Genomic DNA, 15568 nt, shown 5'->3' on the forward strand with positions numbered 1-15568 from the left:
CTGATGCCCCAAAGCGTCGCGCGGGTCTAACCTAAATCCCGAAGCTCGCCCCGCAGCCGCAGCCGGCGGCGGCCTGGGGGTTTTCGACCTTGAAGGCCGCGCCGCCCAGCGATTCGACGAAATCGACCGTGCTCCCCGCGATCAGATCGAGGCTGATGGGATCGACCACCAGCTTCACGCCGTCGGTTTCCGAAACGGAATCGTCGGCTTCCGGCCCATCGGCCAGATCGAACTTGTACTGGAAGCCCGAACAGCCCCCGCCCTCGACCGCAAGCCGCAGGATCGCAGGGCGCGACTGCTTCTGCGCGATGAAGGCGACCCGCCTGGCGGCGGAGGGGGTGAGGATCAGGGGCGCGGCGGTCATGCCTGCAATTTAGGGGGCCTGCCTGCGGTTCTCAAGCGGTCACGCTGCGGTGATGTAGTTCCGGAGCGCCTCGGCCTCGTGCTGCACCTCGTCCATCTTGTGCTTCACGAGGTCGCCGATCGAGATGAAGGCGACGAGCTCGCCATCCTCGACCACCGGGAAGTGGCGGAAGCGGCGGCGGGTCATCATGGCGAGCGCCTCGTCCACCGTGGTGGCGGGCGCGACCGTCACCGCGGGCGAGGTCATGATCTCCTCGACCGCGACATCGAGGCAGTCCTTGCCGCGATCGGCGAGTCGGTAGATCACGTCACGCTCGGACACGATCCCGACGACGCGGCCCTCGCGCAGCACCGGCAGCGCGCCGATGCGGCGCGTGGCGAGGGTCTGCACCACCTCGCTGACAGGCGTGGTGCAATCGCAGGCGATGATGTCGGCAGGCGCGCGCTGGGCAATGATGTGGGCGATGTTCATGGCAGGCCTCCTCTCTCCGGGACGGAAGGTGACACGATTCCCGCCAAAAGGCGAATCCGCCTGCCGCGCGGCGCGTGCCGGGGACCGGCGCGGGGCGCAGTTGCATCGCATGTGGGGGGCCTTGCAGCCTTTGCGCGTTGCATTGGCGCGGGCGGCGCGCCATGTCGGGGGCATGACCAGCAAGTCCCCGCTCGACGATCCCGTGAACGCCGCCCACGCCTGGGCGCGCTACCGGCAGATCATGAAATGGCTGCTCGCCGCGACGGTGCTGACCGTGGCGATCGCGATGGGGCTGCTGTTTGCCTATAACGGCATGATTTCGGTGCATTTCTATATCGCGGTGGCGCTGGGAATCAGCCTCACGATGCTGCTCGGCGGGGGGCTGATGGGGCTGGTGTTCCTCTCCAACGGCACCGGCCACGACGAGTCGGTCGACAACCAGATGCCCGAACGCGACGAGCTCTGGAGCCCGCGCGAGGACTAGGCCGGTTTGAGGATGTAGTCCTCGACCGGCCGGCCTTCGATCAGATGTTCCTGGATGATCCGCTCGAGCACCTTGGGGCTGCACGAGTGGTACCACACCCCGTCCGGCCACACGACCGCGACTGGCCCTGCGGCGCAGATCTGGAGGCAATCGGCCTTGGTGCGCTGCACCCCGCCGCCCGCGCCCCGCTTGCTGTCGTCGGTCCGCAGCGGCCCGACCAGCCCCAATTCCTTCAGCCGCGACTTGAGGAAGCCCCACGCCTCCTCCCCCGCCTCGCGCGAGCAGCATTTCTGCTTCTCGGACAGCGCGCACAGCATGATGTGGCGCGTGATCGCGGTGCCGCTTTCGGGGTCGCCGAAATGCTTGGCGAGCGAGTGGCGCGCGGATTCGAGCTCCTTGCGGCTCACTTCGCCGGTGCCTCCCGGTTCAGCCAGCGATCAAGCCATGCGAACACCGTCTGGTGCCATTGCAGCGAGTTCTTCGCGCCCAGCACCCAGTGGTTCTCGTCGGGGAAGACCAGCAATTGCGCGGGGATGCCGCGTTCCTGCAGCGCGGTGAAGCTCATCAGGCCCTGGCTGTAGGGCACGCGGTAATCCTTCTGCCCGGTGACGACCAGCATCGGCGTTGTCCACTTGTCGACGTGGTTCGCCGGGTTCCACTTCTCGTAGACCTCGCGGGCCTGCTCGTAAGAGCCGCCATGATCCCAGCGCGGGAACCACAATTCCTCGGTCGAATAATACATCGAGCGGTTGTCGAAGATGCCGTCGTGCTGGACGAGGCAGCGGAAGCGCTCGGGCCATTGGCCGGCGATCCAGTTGACCATGTAGCCGCCGTAGCTCGCACCCATCGCGCAGGCCTTGTCGCCGTCGATCTGCGGGTCGAGCGCGATGCCGGCGGCAAAGCCCTTTTGCAGGTCCTCGAGCGGCCAGCCGCCCCAGTTCTTGTTGATCGCGTCGGTGAAGGCCTGGCCGTAGCCGGTCGACCCGTGGAAATCGACCGAGATCACCGCATAGCCCTGGCTGGCGAGGACGCGCGGGTTCCAGCGGTTTGACCAGCTGTCGTTGAAGCTCCCCTGCGGGCCGCCGTGGATGTAGAGGATCGCCGGGATCGGCCCGGTCTGGTCGGCGAGCCGGGTAAGCTGGCCCCACACCGTGTCGCCGTTCGCGCCGGTGAAGCTGAAGCGGCGGGTGACGATGCTCGCCATCGCGCCCATGCGGGTGGTGGCGACATCGGTCAGCGGTCGGGCCTGCCCCATGCCGTCCGACAGATAAAGTTCCGCCGGCGCGCCGAGCGAATCGCGGGTGAACAGCGCGCGGCCACCCGCCAGCGGGACGAGGTTCGCGATATGCGCCTCGTTGCCTGCCATCAGATTGAGCTCGGTGACCTTGCCGGTGGCGATGTCGATGCGGAAGGCGGGGGTGTCGAGCACCTTCTGCGCGGTGGCGATCAGGCCCTTGCCGTCGGCTTCCCAGGCGAGGCTGCCGAAGGAGAGGTCGGTGTCCCTGGTCAGGTTGCGCTGCGTCCCGGTCTTGAGGTCGAGCAGCTGCACCGCCTGCTTGTCCGCCTCGTAGGTCGGCCGCGCCATGGCGAGCCACGCGAGGTAGCGGCCATCGGGCGAGGGGACGGGGGTGGTGTCGGTCGCTGTGTTGGCGGCGGTCAGCAGCCTGGGCGCGGCGCCGGAGAGGTCGCTGGCGTAGATGTCGAGATTGGTCGACCCGGGCTCTTCGGCATTCGCAAGCCGCGCGGTGAAGTAGAGCGCCTTGCCGTCAGGGGCGAAGGCGATCTCCTCCCCGCCGCCAAAGGGCATGGTGGGGGTGTCGGCGGTAATGCCGGTGGCGGGATCCTTGCCGTCGACCGGCTGGCCCTCGCCCTGCGCGACGCCGCCTGCGAGGGGGTAGACGAAGATGCGGTTGTGGAGGCCGGGGGTCGCCCAGCGGTCCCAGTGGCGCACGAAGCCGTCCGCGGCGTCATAGAGGCGTCCGGTGCCGGGGCCGGGGAGGTAGGGCGTCGCCGCATCAGGGCAGCCGAAGGTCGGGCAGTCGCGCGGCACCTCGCCCCACACCGCGATGCGGCTGCCATCGGGAGCGAGCTTGAAGCCCGCGATGTCGCGTTCGGTCGTGGGGGTGACGAGTTGCGGGGTGCCTGCGGTGCTGTCTTTCGCGAGGCTCACGCGCCACACGCGGCTGCGTGCGGGCGCGGCTGCATCGGTGTGCTCGCTGCTGAGGAAGTAAAGCGCCCCGTCGGGGCCGAAGGCGAGGTCCGAGGCCTTGAGCCCGAAGTCGAGCGCCACCGGCACCGCCCCGGGCTTGGCGAGGTCGATCAGGTAGTGGGTGGGCGCGCGCTTGAGGCTCGCCGGATCGGTCACGGTGACGCTGTAGACCGCGAGCGTCCCCTCGCGGTTGACCGCCGGGGCGCCGAGGCGCGGGAGGGTGACCAGATCCTCGGCGGTCATCGGCGGCGCGGCGACGCCGGGGACGACCGATGCGGCCTGCGCGCGGGCGGACAGATCCTCGGCCGCGAGCGGGGCGGAAAAGGCGATGGCGGCGGCAAGCGCGCCGAAAGCTGTGAGATGACGCATGGCCGGAGGCGTTAGACCTCCCGCGCCCCCTGCGCTAGCCCCGCGGTTGCCCTCAGCGGCGCTTGCCGACGATCCGGGCGATTTCCGCCTGCACGAGGTTTTCGACCATCGCGGGCAGGTTCGCCTCGAGCCATTCGGCCAGCATCGGGCGCAGCAGCTCGCGGGTCAGGCCTTCGAGCGAGGTCTCGCCCGAGCGCACGATCTGCGGGCGCGCAGGCGGCTCGGCCAGCATCGCCAGCGCGGCGAGGTTTTCCTGCATCGCATCGCGCACCTGATCGGCGATCAGCGGGGTCTCTTCGGGCGTTGCCATCGGCATCGCAGGCTTGCAGGCCGGTTCCTCGGCCTCCACTTCCATCTCCGACAGATCGAGCACTTCCTCGGCATCGCGGACCTTGTGGGTGCGCGCGAGCGGGGCGGGCTCGGCCGAATCGTCCTCCGAAACCAGCATCCGCCGCCGCCGCGCCTCGAGCGCGCCGACGCGGTTGTCGCGGGCGATCACCTTCTTGATCGATTCGAGAATGTCCTCGACCGAGGCTTCCCCGTTGTGACCGGTGTTGTCCTGACCCATCTTTCGCCCCGTAAGGCCGCCCGCAATCAGTCCGATCGCCGTCCCGAATCGGGACTGGCATCACTCGCCGGGCAGCAGTTGCGGGCCGATTGTTGCCGTGGCGGGGGGAATGTCAACGGTTCTGGTCGAATCCGGTGTCGGTTCGGGGTCGCGGTCCCAGTCCCACATCTTGCTGCTCACCCGGTCGGCATTGACCTGCGGGTCGTAGAGCGGCCCGCCGACATCGAGATTGAGATCGCGTGCCTCGGCCTTGCCCATCAGCGCGAGCAGGTTGAACCCTGCGACATAGGCGTTGCGCCGCGCGGTCACCAGCTGGGCGCGGGCGTTGACGAGTTCCTGCTCGCCATTGAGCACGTCGAGGATCTGGCGGTTGCCGATCGAGTTCTCGGCACGCAGGCCTTCAAGGCTGAGTTCGGCCGCTTCCACGGCGGCCTGCGCGCTCTTGATCACGGCGTTGGCGGCCTGCCAGTTGGCATAGGTGGTGCGGGTTTCGGCGATGATCTGGCGCTCGGAGGCGATCACGTCCTCAAGCGCCGCGCTCTCGCGTGCGCCGGCCTGCCGCTGGCGCGCTGCCGGGTCGCCGCCCTGGAACAGCGGAATGGTGATACGCACACCGGCGTTGGCGGTGGTTTCCCGCTGCACGAAATCGGCCGAGATCGGACCGCCGAGCGTACCGTAGAAATCGCTGTACTGACCGTTGATAAACAGCCCGACCGTGGGAAGCCGCCCGGCCCCGGCCGCCTTCCTGTCGAAACCTGCCGCCTCGGCGCGCAGCTTGGCGGCCTCGAGGTTGGGGTTGTTCTCCAGCGCGCTGACGATCGCCTCGCCAACCGTATCGGGCAGGCCCGGCAGCGGCGGCGGCGCCGCAAGTTCGCCCGGCGCCTGACCGACAAGCCGCACATAGGCTTCGCGCGCGGCGATAAGGTTCGCCTCGGCCGATTGCAGATCGCCTTCGGCCACCGCAAGGCGCGAACGCGACTGGGCAACGTCGGTGATGGTGAGATCACCGATCTGGAAGCGATCGCTGGTCGCCTCGAGATTGGTGCGCAGCACGGCGACGTTGTTGGTGGCGAGCGCCACCAGCGCCTCGGTGCGCAGGACGTCCATGTAGGCCGCGACCACGTTGGCGAAGAGCGTGCTTTCGGTGTTGCGCAGGTCTGCCTGACCGGCCTCGACCCGCTCCTTGGCAGCCGCGATCGCATTGCGCACCGCTCCGCCCGAATAGATCGGAACCAGCCCCTGCGCCGTAACGCCAAGGTTGCGCTCGGGCGCGGTGAAGGAGTTGGCCGACTGGCGCAGGAATTCGGTATGGGTCGCGGTCACATTCGCCGAGGGCAGCCCCTGCGCGCGCGCGATCGGCACGTTCTCGTCGATGGCGCGCTGGTTGTCGCGCGCCGCCTCGAGCGTGGGGTTGGTGTTGTAGGCCGCCGCCAGCGCCTCGCGCAGGTCGTCGGCGCGCGCGGGAGCCGCGAATGCGGTCAGCGCCAGCAGGCTCGCCGTTCCGGCCAGCCGCAGCGAGGCGGTGCGTGCTCTCACGCGAAGGTCCAGCGCTTGGGGGCGGCGAAGGCGGCGAGCACGGGAATGCCGAGGTCCTCGAGCGGCTGGAGGCTGACCTGACCGGCGATCCGGCCGCCGCTGGCAAGGCGGGTGACCTGGCGCAGCACCAGGCCGGTGACGATCCGGCCGCCATCCGCGAGCGCGGCGGCGAGCCCATCGGGCAGCTGCTCGATCGCGCCGTCGATGACGATGAGGTCGTATTCGCCCGCGCCTTGCCGCGCCGCGGCCTCGGCGGCGGTCACCTCGGTGACGCTGCTCGCCAGCGGGGCGATCAGCGCGGCGAGGTAGCCGGTGCCGCCGCTCACCACCAGCACGCGGGCCTCGGGAGTGGGCGCGGCCTCGAGCAGCAGCTTGCCGTAGAACAGCGGGCTGGCGAGGTGGCCGCCCTCGCCCAGCATCACCGCACGGTCGATATAGGCTTGCGCGGCCTTCTCGGCGGGGAGGAAATCCTCGCGCGGGACGGCGAGCATCCGGGCGAGCACATATTCCTCGTTCACGCCGCTGGTGCGCAGCTGGCTGTCGATCATCGCCCGGCGGGCGGTTTTGCTGTCGGCAAGGGTGTCGGTCATGGTGCTCATCATTTCTCGGGTAACTGTATTAGTGTCGCAATACAGCCGGTCAACCCTCTCCTTAAACGTGCTGCCGCGCGCTTCCAAGGCTTTTGCCTGCAATGCGCGGCCCCCAAGGCCTCACGTTTTACGCCTTTGACCTTGCCGCGCCCTGGTGCTTAGGGGAGCGCCAGAACCTTCGGGACGGAATTCGACTTAGAGAGGGATGGCTTCGATGAGTGACATGACGGCGAGCAGCGGTGACGTGCGGATTGAGACCGATTCGCTGGGCGAAGTGGCGGTTCCAGCGAACATGCACTGGGGCGCGCAGACCCAGCGCTCGATCGTCAACTTCCCGATCGGCGGCGAGAGGATGCCCCCCGCGCTCGTGCGCGCGCTGGGCGTGCAGAAGCTCTCGGCGGCCAAGGCCAACATGAAGCTGGGCGTGCTCGATGCGGGGCTCGGCGAGGCGATCGTGAAGGCCGCGCGCGAGGTGATCGACGGGACGCTCGCCGACCAGTTCCCGCTGGTGGTGTGGCAGACCGGCAGCGGCACCCAGTCGAACATGAACGCCAACGAGGTGATCGCGAGCCGCGCGAACGAGATCCTCACCGGCAAGAAGGGCGGCAAGAGCCCGGTCCACCCCAACGACCACTGCAACATGGGCCAGTCGTCGAACGACACCTTCCCCACCGCGATGCACATCGCTGCGGCGGTCGAGGCGATGGATCACCTGCTGCCGGCGCTGAAGAAGCTCCACGGCGCGCTCGATGCCAAGGCGCAGGAATTCAGCCAGATCGTCAAGATCGGTCGTACCCACCTGCAGGACGCGACCCCGATGACGCTGGGGCAGGAGTTCTCAGGGTACGCCGCGCAGGTCGGATACGGGATCAAGCGGGTCGAGGCGGCGCTGCCGCGCGTGCTCGAGCTGGCGCAGGGCGGGACGGCGGTGGGCACCGGAATCAACGCCAAGGTCGGCTTCGATGTCGCCTTTGCCGCCGAAGTCGCGGCCGAGACCGGCCATGCCTTCGTCACCGCGCCCAACAAGTTCGAGGCGCTCGCCGCGCATGACGCGATGGTCGAGATTTCGGGCGCGCTCAACGTGCTCGCGGTCAGCCTGATGAAGATCGCCAACGACATCCGCCTTTTGGGCTCCGGCCCGCGCTCGGGCCTCGGCGAGCTCTCACTCCCCGCCAACGAGCCCGGCTCCTCGATCATGCCGGGCAAGGTCAATCCGACCCAGTGCGAGGCGATGACGATGGTCTGCGCGCAGGTGATGGGCAATCACGTCGCGGTGACGGTCGCGGGATCGCACGGGCACCTGGAGCTCAACGTCTTCAAGCCGGTGATCATCTACAACGTGCTGCAATCGATGAAGCTGATCGGCGATGCCGCCCATGCCTTCACCGACAATTGCGTCGTCGGGATCGAGGCCAACACCACCCGCATCACCCAGCTTCTGAACGAAAGCCTGATGCTGGTGACCGCATTGAACCCCCACATCGGCTACGACAACGCCGCCAAGATCGCCAAGAAGGCCCACGCCGAGGGGACGACCTTGAAGGAGTCCGCGCTGGCGCTCGGGCTGCTGACCGAAGAGCAGTTTGGCCAATGGGTCGTGCCCGCGGACATGATCAAGCCCCGGGATTAGGTGCCGTTGGTCGAGTATGAACGGCTGTTCATCATTCGACCAAGGCGAGACTCCGCCCGACGACATGCGCCCTGCCCGGTAGCCAATGCCTGGCGGGCGCGGTATCGCTGATCGGCATAATGGCAACAAACCCGCTAAGCGATACCGCCCCCGCCGAACCTGCCGCCACCGTGTCCTTCCGCACGGTGCTGTTCTCGATGGTCGTGCTGTGGGCCACCTATTTCGCGCTCACCACCTTCCGTTCGAGCCTGGTGCTCGATCTCTCGCTGCAGTTCGAGCTCGGCTGGCGGCGGCTGATCATCACCGCACTGGGAATTGGGCTGACAATCGTGCTGTGGCTGCTGCTGCGGCTGTTCGACACCCGTCCCCTGTGGCTCAAGATCGCCGCGGCAATCGCGCTCGCCTTCCCGATCGCGCTCGCCATCGGGCAGGTCAACCAGTGGATTTTCAAGGACATCGAGCTCGCGCAGGAGCAGCTCTACGCCAAGAAGTACAACATCAACCTGCGCCGCGACGAGAGCGGGAACCTGCTGGTCGACGTGCCGGTGCGGCGTGTCAGCCCGGCGGGGCAGCCGCAGGGGGGCGCCACCGACGTGGTGGATTCGCAGGCGGTGATGATCGCGCCGGCCGAGACCTATTCCGATTTCTGGCGCAAGCTGCTCGATGTCGCGCTCGGCCGCTACTTCCTGCTGCTCGCCTGGGCCTCGACCTATTTCGCCTTGCTCGCCGGGGTGCAGGCGCGCGCGGCGCAGCGGCGCGAGGAGCAGTTCCGCTCCGCCGCCAAGGCCGCCGAGCTGCGCAGCCTGCGCTATCAGGTGAACCCGCACTTCCTGTTCAACACGCTGAACTCGCTCTCAGCGCTGGTGATGACCGGCAAGGCCGACAGCGCCGAGCGGATGATCCAGACGATCAGCCGCTTCTACCGCCACTCGCTCGCCACCGAGCCGACCGCCGATGTCAGCTTGCGCGACGAGTTCGACCTCCAGAAGCTCTATCTCGATATCGAGGCGGTGCGCTTTCCCACCCGGCTGGTGACGAAGTTCGACCTGCCCGCCGATCTCGAGGAATGCCGCGTGCCGGGGATGATCCTGCAGCCGCTGGTGGAGAATTCGGTCAAGTATGCCGTCTCCCCCGTCTCGCGCCCGGTGACGATCACCGTGGCCGCGCGCGAGGAATTCGACCGGCTGGTGATCACCGTGGGTGACGACGGGCCGGGCGTGCCGCAGGGCACCACCCACGGCTTCGGGATCGGGCTGGCGAATGTCCGCGATCGGCTCGAAGCGCGCTTCGGCCCCGACATCGGTTTCAGCTCGGCCCCGGTGCCGGGCGGCTATTGCACCGAAATCCGTATTCCCTTGTCGCGCCCGGTGAGTCATCAAGCAAACCGCCATGACTGACAACGACATCGAAAACGCCGCCCTCAGAACCCTGATCGTCGACGACGAGCCGCTCGCGGTCGAACGCGTCCAGGTGATCTGCGCCGAGATCCCCGCCGTGCGCGTGGTCGGCACCGCGAGCGACGGCGCCGCGGCGCTGCGGCTCGCCGAGAAGCTCGAACCCGATCTGGTGCTGCTCGACATGACCATGCCCGAGCTGGACGGGCTCGGCGTCGCGCGCCACTTCGCCGCGCAGCCCCAGGCGCCGGTGGTGATCTTCGTCACCGCGCATGATCATTTCGCGGTCGAGGCCTTCGATCTGGAAGCGGTCGACTATGTCCTGAAACCGGTCTCGGCCGACCGGCTCGAGCGCGCGATCGAACGCGCGGTCGCCCGCCGCGGCCAGCGCCGCCAGAAGGCGGGCCGCTATCTCGACGAATTGTGGGTGCCGCACCGCTCCGAGCTGCTGCGGATCGCGGTGAGCGAGGTCCACCAGATCGACGCCGAGCGCGACTATGTGCGCCTCCATGTCGGCGGCGGGGCTGAAGGAGGGCGCTCCTACCTGCTGCTGCAGACCATCGCGGGGCTGGAGGAGCGGCTCGATCCCGAACAGTTCATCCGCATCCACCGCTCGACGATCCTGCGCCGCGACCACATCCGCGGCCTCAGGCATGATGGCCTGGGGGTGTGGTCGGCCGAACTGGTGAGCGGCGAGGCGCTCAGGATCGGCCGCACCTACCTCGCGCGCGTCAAGGCGATGGCGGGCAGATAGGGAAGGGGCGCGGGCCGCCACCGGCGGCGCGGACTGCCCGCGCCGTGCGCAGGCGACACCGCAAGAACAAAAAACGGCCCGAACCCCAGGGACTGTGAGGGTTCGGGCCGTATGCCGCCGCACGCCGGGTGCGCCGGGCAATTCTCGCGCGGATCAACCGCCGCGCTGGGCGCGGTCCATCAGGGCAGCGACCTTCTGCTTGGCTTCGGCGCGGGCGTTGGCCTTGCACTCCTGCGTGCTCTGATCGAGGATCCGCGTGCCGGCCTGAATGCTGACCGTGCGGCACACCTGCCGGATCGCATTCTCGATGCGCGTGTCGAGCATGCGCTGGCCGGCTGCGGTGCCGAGGTCGAGATCGCTGGTGCGAACCTCGACGGTGCGGCGCGGCGCATTGTCCTCGAACGGGTTGCCGGCCAGGGCCGGGGCGACCAGCGCGGCCGAAAGGCCGGCGGCGGCGAGTGAATGGGTGAATACTTTCGCAAGGGTTTTCATCGGTCTATCCTCCATCTCCGCAGTGCCTGAGATCGGGCGGGGGTCCGATCCGGGGGTGCCAGGCGCCCTGCTGAGACTTGTGATACGCCGGCCTCGGGCGAGTCGCACGGCAAGGTCGATCAACCCCGGTCAGCCGCTCGACCGGCGAAGCGGCGGCATGACCAATGGCGCGAAACGGGCGACAAATGGCGGTTTTCAATCGACGGGCGCAGCGCCATATTGGGACAATGGGATCAGCGACCGCGATCATCTTCCTGCTGGGCATCGCCAACTTCGCGATCTTCGCCGCAGTTTTTGCCCGCGGGCACCCGCTGTTCGCCCGCCTGCCCGCGGCGAGCCAGACCTTCGGCCGCCGCGCCGCGATGCTGAGCGAGTTCGCGGTGCTGTTCTTCGCGCTGCTGCTGTCGGTGAAGGGCTGGCCGGGCTTCGTATGGGCCTATGCGGTCTACTCTGCGGTCAATGCCGGGGCGGCATGGCTTATTCTGAGCGGGCGGCTGTAGCCCGCGCGCCCCGCGACAAGGAACCCGTTCATGCCCGACCCTGCGCGCACCCCCTGCTGGCTCGTCGTCAACCCGGCGAGCGGGAGCAACGACGGCAAGTCCGCCGAAACCGTGACCGCCGCGCTTTCGGCGCGGGGGTGGGAGGTGGGCCGGGTGATTGCCTTCCCCGACGATCCCCTGCCCGATCCGGCGACGCTCGATGCGGCGGGCGTGGGGCTGGTCGCGGTCTACACCGGCGACGGCACGATCAACGCGCTGGTGAGCCATCTGGCGGGGTGGCGCGGCAAGGTGCTGGTGCTGCCGGGCGGGACGATGAACCTGCTGCCGCTGCGCCTCCACCGCACCACCGATCTCGATACCATCCTCGACATCGTCGCGGCGGGCGGGGCGCTCGCGCGCAGGCCCCTGTGCCTGCGCTGCCCGGCGGGCGCGGCGCTTGCAGGGCTGCTGGTCGGCCCCGGCACCGCGTGGAACCGGGTGCGCGAATCGATGCGCAGCGGGGCGATCGCCGAGATGGCCAAGGAGGCGATCGCCGCGCTGCGGGAGACCACCACCGGCCCGGGCGTCCGCGTCGCCGATCGCCGCGCGAGCCGCGAGGGGGGCTATCCGCTGGTCGAGCTCACCCCCGGCGAGCACGGGGTGCAGATCCTCGGCTATTACGCCGATGCCGCGCTCGATTACACCGCGCAGGCCTGGGCGACGCTGCGCCACCGCTTCCGCGAGGGGCCGCACGACAAGCTGGGCCTTGCCGAGGCGATCGTGCTCGAGAGCCTCGATGGCGGCCCGCTCGCCTGCCTGATCGACGGCGAGCCCGGCGAATGCCCATCGGGTTCAACCTTTGCGGTGGAGCCGTGCGGGGTCGATCTGCTAGCGACGTCGCATGACATCTAGCCCCCTCACCCTGTTCCACCTCTCCGACATCCATTTCGGGCTCGAGGACAAGCGCGCGCTCGCCTGGGTGCGCGAGGAGATCGCCACGCGTCGCCCTGATGCGGTGGTCATCACCGGCGATCACACTATGCGCGCGCGCCACCACGAATTCGCCGCCGCGACGCGCTGGATCACCGCGCTCGAGGTGCCGGTGACGATCGCCATCGGCAACCACGACATGCCCTATTTCAACCTCTTCGAGCGCTTCACCACGCCCTACAAGCGGTTCGAGGGGATGAAGGCGCTGGTCGAGCGCGAGATCGATCTGCCGGGGCTCGCGATCGTGCCCCTGAAGTCGGTGCGGCGCTGGCAGCCGCGCACCAACTGGTCGAAGGGCTGGGTGACCGAGCCGGCGCTCGCGCGCTGCCTCGCCGCGCTCGACCGGCTGCCCGGGGGAACGCGCGCGCTGATCTCGGTGCACCATCCCTTGCGCGAGGTCGGCACTCACGGCACCGCCCTCACCCACGGCGGCGAGCGGGCGCTCGCCGAACTGGCGAAGCGCGGCGTGCTGGCGGTGCTATCGGGACATGTCCATGACGCCTTCGACATCGCCGAGCCCACGCCCGAGGGGCCGGTGCGGATGATCGGGGCGGGCACGCTCTCGCAGCGCACCCGTTCGACCCCGCCGAGCTTCAACGAACTGGTGTGGGACGGCGCGATGCTGGGCGTGACGGTGCGCAATCTCGAACACGTGCCGACGCCGGACATGCTGATTGCCGATGTCCCCGCCGACGCCCTGCCCCCGCGCGCGCCCGGCGAGCCGGTCGCTCCGGTCGGTCAGGTGCCCGCGGTCGATCCGCCGGTGCACTGAGCGCCCAGCGCGAAGAGCGGAACCCGCGGCTCGGTAAACATACCGAGTTCCGGCTTAACCTTTCCTCTATCGCCCGCATTAAGACTTTATTGGTGAAAACGCCCGCGCAGGTGCGCGGGGGCGGCACACACCCGATTGTCGTTCACGCGTGCCTGCACCCTCTTTCAACCAGCGCCTCCAGCGAGGGTGCGCGCGTCAGGGGAAAGGCAACGACATGATCAAGGCAGTGATCTTCGGCACGATCGTTTCGGCGGTGATTGCGGTGGTGATCGGATCGCAGGGCACCAGCGCGGGGCCCTTGGCGATCCACATGGTTTCCCTGGGCGACGTGCGGATGTTCTGGTCGTGGCCGCTGTTCCTGTCGGGCACCGGCCTGTTCTTCGCGCTGTCGTTGCTGCAACGCTGACTCCTGCAGCGTCTGCAAAGAAAAAAGGGCGGCTCCCTTGCGGGGGCCGCCCTTGTCTTGTCCGTGTGCCGGAAGCTTAGCGCTTCGAGAACTGGAAGCTGCGGCGGGCCTTGGCCTTGCCGTACTTCTTGCGCTCGACCACGCGGCTGTCGCGGGTGAGGAAGCCTTCGGCCTTGACCGCGCCGCGCAGCTCGGGCTCGTACTTGCTGAGCGCCTGGGCGATGCCGTGCTTCACGGCGCCCGCCTGGCCCGACAGACCGCCGCCGCGCACGGTGGCGATGACGTCGTACTGGCCGGTGCGGTCGGTCACGCCGAAGGGCTGGTTGATCACGAGACGCAGCGTCGGACGCGCGAAGTAGACTTCCTGATCGCGGCCGTTGATGGTGATCTTGCCGGTGCCGGGCTTGACCCACACGCGGGCGACCGCGTCCTTGCGGCGGCCGGTGGCGTAGGCGCGGCCCTGCGCGTCGACTTCGCGCTCGCGCAGCGGCGCGGTGACGCGGGCGATTTCGGCGGCGTCACCCTGCGGCACGCTCGCGGCGATGTCCTTCAGATCGGCGAGATCCGAGACGGTCGTGGTTTCGTCAGCCATTATGCGGCCACCTTGTTCTTGCGGTTCATGGAAGCGACGTCGAGCACCTGCGGCTTCTGGCCGTCATGCGGGTGTTCGGTGCCGGCATAGAGGTGCAGCGCCTTCATCTGCTTGCGGCCGAGCGGGCCGCGCGGGATCATGCGTTCCACGGCCTTTTCGAGCACGCGCTCGGGGAAACGGCCGCCCAGCACCTTGGCGGGGGTGGTTTCCTTGATGCCGCCGGGGTGGCCGGTGTGCTTGTAATAGACCTTGTCGCCCATCTTGTTGCCGGTGAACTTCACCTTGTCGACGTTGATGACGATCACGTGATCGCCGCAATCGACGTGCGGGGTGTAGCTCGGCTTGGTCTTGCCGCGCAGGATGTTGGCGATGATCGCGGCGAGACGACCCACGACGAGACCGTCGGCGTCGATGATGTGCCAGTTCTTTTCGACCTCGGCCGGTTTGATCGACCGGGTCTGCTTGGTGAGCGCCTTCATGGCATGTGTCCTTGGTTCGAATGCTCTGCCGGGGGATGTCCGGAAGAATCACTCCCTCGGGCCGGGCCCGGGAGCGAAGTGGCGCGCCAATGTCGCCTGGGGCCCGCGAAGTCAAGCAAAAGCGCCACTTTCCGATGCGGTAAAATAATACCGCTATCCCGGAACGATCCCCGCCAGCCAGGCGAAAGTGGCCGGATGGACCGCGTCGGCGTGCCAGCCGATGATCGCGGGCGTATCGTAGGGGTGCAATTCGCCGAGGCGTTCGACCACGTCCTCGAGCCGTTCGGAGGTGGTCTTGAACAGCACCCCGACCTCGCTCCCGGTCGCCCGCGCGCCCTCCCACACGAAGCGGCTCTCGATGCTCCCGAGGATGTTGGCGCAGGCGATCAGCGCGTCATCGAGCAGCGCGTCGGCCGCGGCGCGGGCGCTCTCGGTGTCGGGGAAGGGGCACCAGACGAGCGCGGCGTCGCTCATCGGGCGGTGCGTCCCAGCGCATGCATTGCCCGCACCGTCGCCACCACGGTCAGCGCGCCCACCAGCTGGTGAGCGGCGGCAATCCACAGCGAAACCCCGCTCATTACCGTCGCAATACCAAGCAAGACCATCGTACCGAAGGCGGTGTGGACGAGGACGCTTTCCAGCCGCGCGGTCTTGCGCACCGCCCGCGCCAGCCACACCAGCGCGGCGACCGCGATCCATGCCCACCAGCGGTGCAGGAAGTGGAGCAGGAAGGGATCGTTGAAGAGGGTGAACAGCACACCGTCCGAAAAATCCGCCTCGGGCACCAGCCGCCCGTTCATCAGCGGCCAGTCGCTTGCCGCGTGCCCGGCATTGAGCCCGGCCACGAAGGCGCCGAGCAGCAGCTGGACGAACAGCACCCCCGCAACCAGCGCTGCCCCGGCGGTCAGCGGGGCCGGGCGCGCGGCAGGGTCGCGGGCGAGGACCCTGAGATCGCGCGCGGTCCACACGAGGCCCGAGCAGGAACAGCG

20 protein-coding genes are annotated in these 15568 nt (G+C 68.4%); 8 read left to right on the plus strand and 12 right to left on the minus strand.

The genetic code is table 11. The annotated features are described in order from the left end of the window. Window positions 1-31: 31 nt before the first annotated feature. Window positions 32-364 carry a HesB/IscA family protein gene (locus tag AX692_RS11000; protein WP_073977306.1) on the minus strand — a complete coding sequence of 111 codons (333 nt, stop codon included), beginning with the start codon at window positions 362-364 and terminating at the stop codon, window positions 32-34. Window positions 365-403: 39 nt separating this feature from the next. Beyond that, the gene (locus tag AX692_RS11005) at window positions 404-835 is read right to left on the minus strand and encodes a CBS domain-containing protein (RefSeq protein ID WP_073977307.1); all 432 of its coding nucleotides are present in this window, start codon (window positions 833-835) and stop codon (window positions 404-406) included. Between the two features lie 172 nt (window positions 836-1007). Here AX692_RS11005 and AX692_RS11010 point away from each other — a divergent pair, with 172 nt between their 5' ends. Continuing rightward, window positions 1008-1319, plus strand: coding sequence for a hypothetical protein (locus AX692_RS11010; RefSeq protein WP_073977308.1), 312 nt, complete (start codon window positions 1008-1010; stop codon window positions 1317-1319). Here the strand turns inward: AX692_RS11010 and AX692_RS11015 are convergent. Genes AX692_RS11015 through AX692_RS11035 form a run of 5 tightly spaced genes read right to left on the minus strand, consistent with a single transcriptional unit; the run spans window position 1316 to window position 6603 of the window. Beyond that, window positions 1316-1726, minus strand: a complete 411-nt coding sequence (locus tag AX692_RS11015) for a (2Fe-2S) ferredoxin domain-containing protein (protein WP_073977309.1) — start codon at window positions 1724-1726, stop codon at window positions 1316-1318. The two genes, AX692_RS11010 and AX692_RS11015, sit on opposite strands and share 4 nt — an antisense overlap. Further along, the gene (locus AX692_RS11020; protein ID WP_081095261.1) at window positions 1723-3897 is read right to left on the minus strand and encodes an alpha/beta hydrolase family protein; all 2175 of its coding nucleotides are present in this window, start codon (window positions 3895-3897) and stop codon (window positions 1723-1725) included. Before AX692_RS11020 ends, AX692_RS11015 begins: the two co-directional genes overlap by 4 nt. A gap of 52 nt (window positions 3898-3949) precedes the next feature. Continuing rightward, window positions 3950-4465: a DUF2497 domain-containing protein gene (locus tag AX692_RS11025; RefSeq protein WP_073977310.1), complete on the minus strand. Its 516-nt coding sequence runs from the start codon at window positions 4463-4465 to the stop codon at window positions 3950-3952. 60 nt (window positions 4466-4525) lie between these two features. Further along, entirely contained in the window at window positions 4526-6001 is a 1476-nt protein-coding gene (locus AX692_RS11030; protein ID WP_081095262.1) for a TolC family outer membrane protein, read from the minus strand. Next, entirely contained in the window at window positions 5998-6603 is a 606-nt protein-coding gene (locus AX692_RS11035; RefSeq protein ID WP_073977311.1) for a protein-L-isoaspartate O-methyltransferase family protein, read from the minus strand. Before AX692_RS11035 ends, AX692_RS11030 begins: the two co-directional genes overlap by 4 nt. A 211-nt stretch (window positions 6604-6814) precedes the next feature. Between AX692_RS11035 and fumC the strand changes: the two genes are divergently transcribed. The 3 genes from fumC (at window position 6815) to AX692_RS11050 (ending at window position 10369) form a co-directional block, all read left to right on the plus strand. Continuing rightward, the gene (gene fumC / locus AX692_RS11040; protein WP_073977312.1) at window positions 6815-8221 is read left to right on the plus strand and encodes a class II fumarate hydratase; all 1407 of its coding nucleotides are present in this window, start codon (window positions 6815-6817) and stop codon (window positions 8219-8221) included. Window positions 8222-8340: 119 nt separating this feature from the next. Continuing rightward, the gene (locus AX692_RS11045) at window positions 8341-9618 is read left to right on the plus strand and encodes a sensor histidine kinase (RefSeq protein ID WP_073977313.1); all 1278 of its coding nucleotides are present in this window, start codon (window positions 8341-8343) and stop codon (window positions 9616-9618) included. Further along, complete coding sequence (locus AX692_RS11050) at window positions 9611-10369, plus strand: LytR/AlgR family response regulator transcription factor (protein WP_073977314.1); 759 nt, start codon at window positions 9611-9613, stop codon at window positions 10367-10369. Before AX692_RS11045 ends, AX692_RS11050 begins: the two co-directional genes overlap by 8 nt. Window positions 10370-10522: 153 nt before the next feature. Here AX692_RS11050 and AX692_RS11055 read toward each other — a convergent pair whose 3' ends face one another. After that, window positions 10523-10861, minus strand: coding sequence for a UrcA family protein (locus tag AX692_RS11055; protein WP_073977315.1), 339 nt, complete (start codon window positions 10859-10861; stop codon window positions 10523-10525). A gap of 227 nt (window positions 10862-11088) precedes the next feature. Between AX692_RS11055 and AX692_RS11060 the strand changes: the two genes are divergently transcribed. From AX692_RS11060 to AX692_RS11075, 4 genes are all read left to right on the plus strand, one after another. Then, a complete protein-coding gene (locus tag AX692_RS11060; protein WP_073977316.1) occupies window positions 11089-11361 on the plus strand; it encodes a hypothetical protein in 273 nt (90 codons plus the stop codon). Between the two features lie 30 nt (window positions 11362-11391). After that, window positions 11392-12252: a diacylglycerol/lipid kinase family protein gene (locus AX692_RS11065; protein WP_073977317.1), complete on the plus strand. Its 861-nt coding sequence runs from the start codon at window positions 11392-11394 to the stop codon at window positions 12250-12252. Then, window positions 12242-13102 carry a metallophosphoesterase family protein gene (locus AX692_RS11070; protein ID WP_073977318.1) on the plus strand — a complete coding sequence of 287 codons (861 nt, stop codon included), beginning with the start codon at window positions 12242-12244 and terminating at the stop codon, window positions 13100-13102. The genes AX692_RS11065 and AX692_RS11070 overlap by 11 nt, the downstream gene beginning before the upstream one ends. Before the next feature lie 214 nt (window positions 13103-13316). Continuing rightward, window positions 13317-13508 (plus strand): hypothetical protein, encoded by a 192-nt coding sequence (locus AX692_RS11075; RefSeq protein ID WP_073977319.1) that lies wholly within the window; start codon window positions 13317-13319, stop codon window positions 13506-13508. 76 nt (window positions 13509-13584) lie between these two features. Here the strand turns inward: AX692_RS11075 and rpsI are convergent, their stop codons facing one another. The 4 genes from rpsI to AX692_RS11095 all read right to left on the minus strand — a co-directional run. Next, window positions 13585-14100 carry a 30S ribosomal protein S9 gene (gene rpsI, locus AX692_RS11080; RefSeq protein WP_073977320.1) on the minus strand — a complete coding sequence of 172 codons (516 nt, stop codon included), beginning with the start codon at window positions 14098-14100 and terminating at the stop codon, window positions 13585-13587. Next, window positions 14100-14579 (minus strand): 50S ribosomal protein L13, encoded by a 480-nt coding sequence (rplM, locus tag AX692_RS11085; protein ID WP_073977321.1) that lies wholly within the window; start codon window positions 14577-14579, stop codon window positions 14100-14102. Before rplM ends, rpsI begins: the two co-directional genes overlap by 1 nt. Before the next feature lie 153 nt (window positions 14580-14732). After that, on the minus strand, window positions 14733-15053 hold the full coding sequence (cutA, locus tag AX692_RS11090; protein ID WP_073977322.1) for a divalent-cation tolerance protein CutA: 321 nt from the start codon (window positions 15051-15053) through the stop codon (window positions 14733-14735). After that, on the minus strand, window positions 15050-15568 hold a 519-nt coding region (locus tag AX692_RS11095; RefSeq protein ID WP_196491787.1), incomplete at its 5' end, for a COX15/CtaA family protein. The genes cutA and AX692_RS11095, both read right to left, overlap by 4 nt.

Source organism: Erythrobacter donghaensis (assembly GCF_001557325.1).
Taxonomy (GTDB): Bacteria; Pseudomonadota; Alphaproteobacteria; order Sphingomonadales; family Sphingomonadaceae; genus Erythrobacter; species Erythrobacter donghaensis_B.

What these genes read in the sequence shown, in the direction of transcription:
- AX692_RS11000 (WP_073977306.1), bottom strand. Translation starts at nt 364, where the DNA reads ATGACCGCCGCGCCCCTGATCCTCACCCCCTCCGCCGCCAGGCGGGTC.
- AX692_RS11005 (WP_073977307.1), bottom strand. Translation starts at nt 835, where the DNA reads ATGAACATCGCCCACATCATTGCCCAGCGCGCGCCTGCCGACATCATC.
- AX692_RS11010 (WP_073977308.1), top strand. Translation starts at nt 1,008, where the DNA reads ATGACCAGCAAGTCCCCGCTCGACGATCCCGTGAACGCCGCCCACGCC.
- AX692_RS11020 (WP_081095261.1), bottom strand. Translation starts at nt 3,897, where the DNA reads ATGCGTCATCTCACAGCTTTCGGCGCGCTTGCCGCCGCCATCGCCTTT.
- AX692_RS11025 (WP_073977310.1), bottom strand. Translation starts at nt 4,465, where the DNA reads ATGGGTCAGGACAACACCGGTCACAACGGGGAAGCCTCGGTCGAGGAC.
- AX692_RS11035 (WP_073977311.1), bottom strand. Translation starts at nt 6,603, where the DNA reads ATGATGAGCACCATGACCGACACCCTTGCCGACAGCAAAACCGCCCGC.
- fumC (WP_073977312.1), top strand. Translation starts at nt 6,815, where the DNA reads ATGACGGCGAGCAGCGGTGACGTGCGGATTGAGACCGATTCGCTGGGC.
- AX692_RS11045 (WP_073977313.1), top strand. Translation starts at nt 8,341, where the DNA reads ATGGCAACAAACCCGCTAAGCGATACCGCCCCCGCCGAACCTGCCGCC.
- AX692_RS11050 (WP_073977314.1), top strand. Translation starts at nt 9,611, where the DNA reads ATGACTGACAACGACATCGAAAACGCCGCCCTCAGAACCCTGATCGTC.
- AX692_RS11055 (WP_073977315.1), bottom strand. Translation starts at nt 10,861, where the DNA reads ATGAAAACCCTTGCGAAAGTATTCACCCATTCACTCGCCGCCGCCGGC.
- AX692_RS11060 (WP_073977316.1), top strand. Translation starts at nt 11,089, where the DNA reads ATGGGATCAGCGACCGCGATCATCTTCCTGCTGGGCATCGCCAACTTC.
- AX692_RS11065 (WP_073977317.1), top strand. Translation starts at nt 11,392, where the DNA reads ATGCCCGACCCTGCGCGCACCCCCTGCTGGCTCGTCGTCAACCCGGCG.
- AX692_RS11070 (WP_073977318.1), top strand. Translation starts at nt 12,242, where the DNA reads ATGACATCTAGCCCCCTCACCCTGTTCCACCTCTCCGACATCCATTTC.
- AX692_RS11075 (WP_073977319.1), top strand. Translation starts at nt 13,317, where the DNA reads ATGATCAAGGCAGTGATCTTCGGCACGATCGTTTCGGCGGTGATTGCG.
- rpsI (WP_073977320.1), bottom strand. Translation starts at nt 14,100, where the DNA reads ATGGCTGACGAAACCACGACCGTCTCGGATCTCGCCGATCTGAAGGAC.
- rplM (WP_073977321.1), bottom strand. Translation starts at nt 14,579, where the DNA reads ATGAAGGCGCTCACCAAGCAGACCCGGTCGATCAAACCGGCCGAGGTC.
- cutA (WP_073977322.1), bottom strand. Translation starts at nt 15,053, where the DNA reads ATGAGCGACGCCGCGCTCGTCTGGTGCCCCTTCCCCGACACCGAGAGC.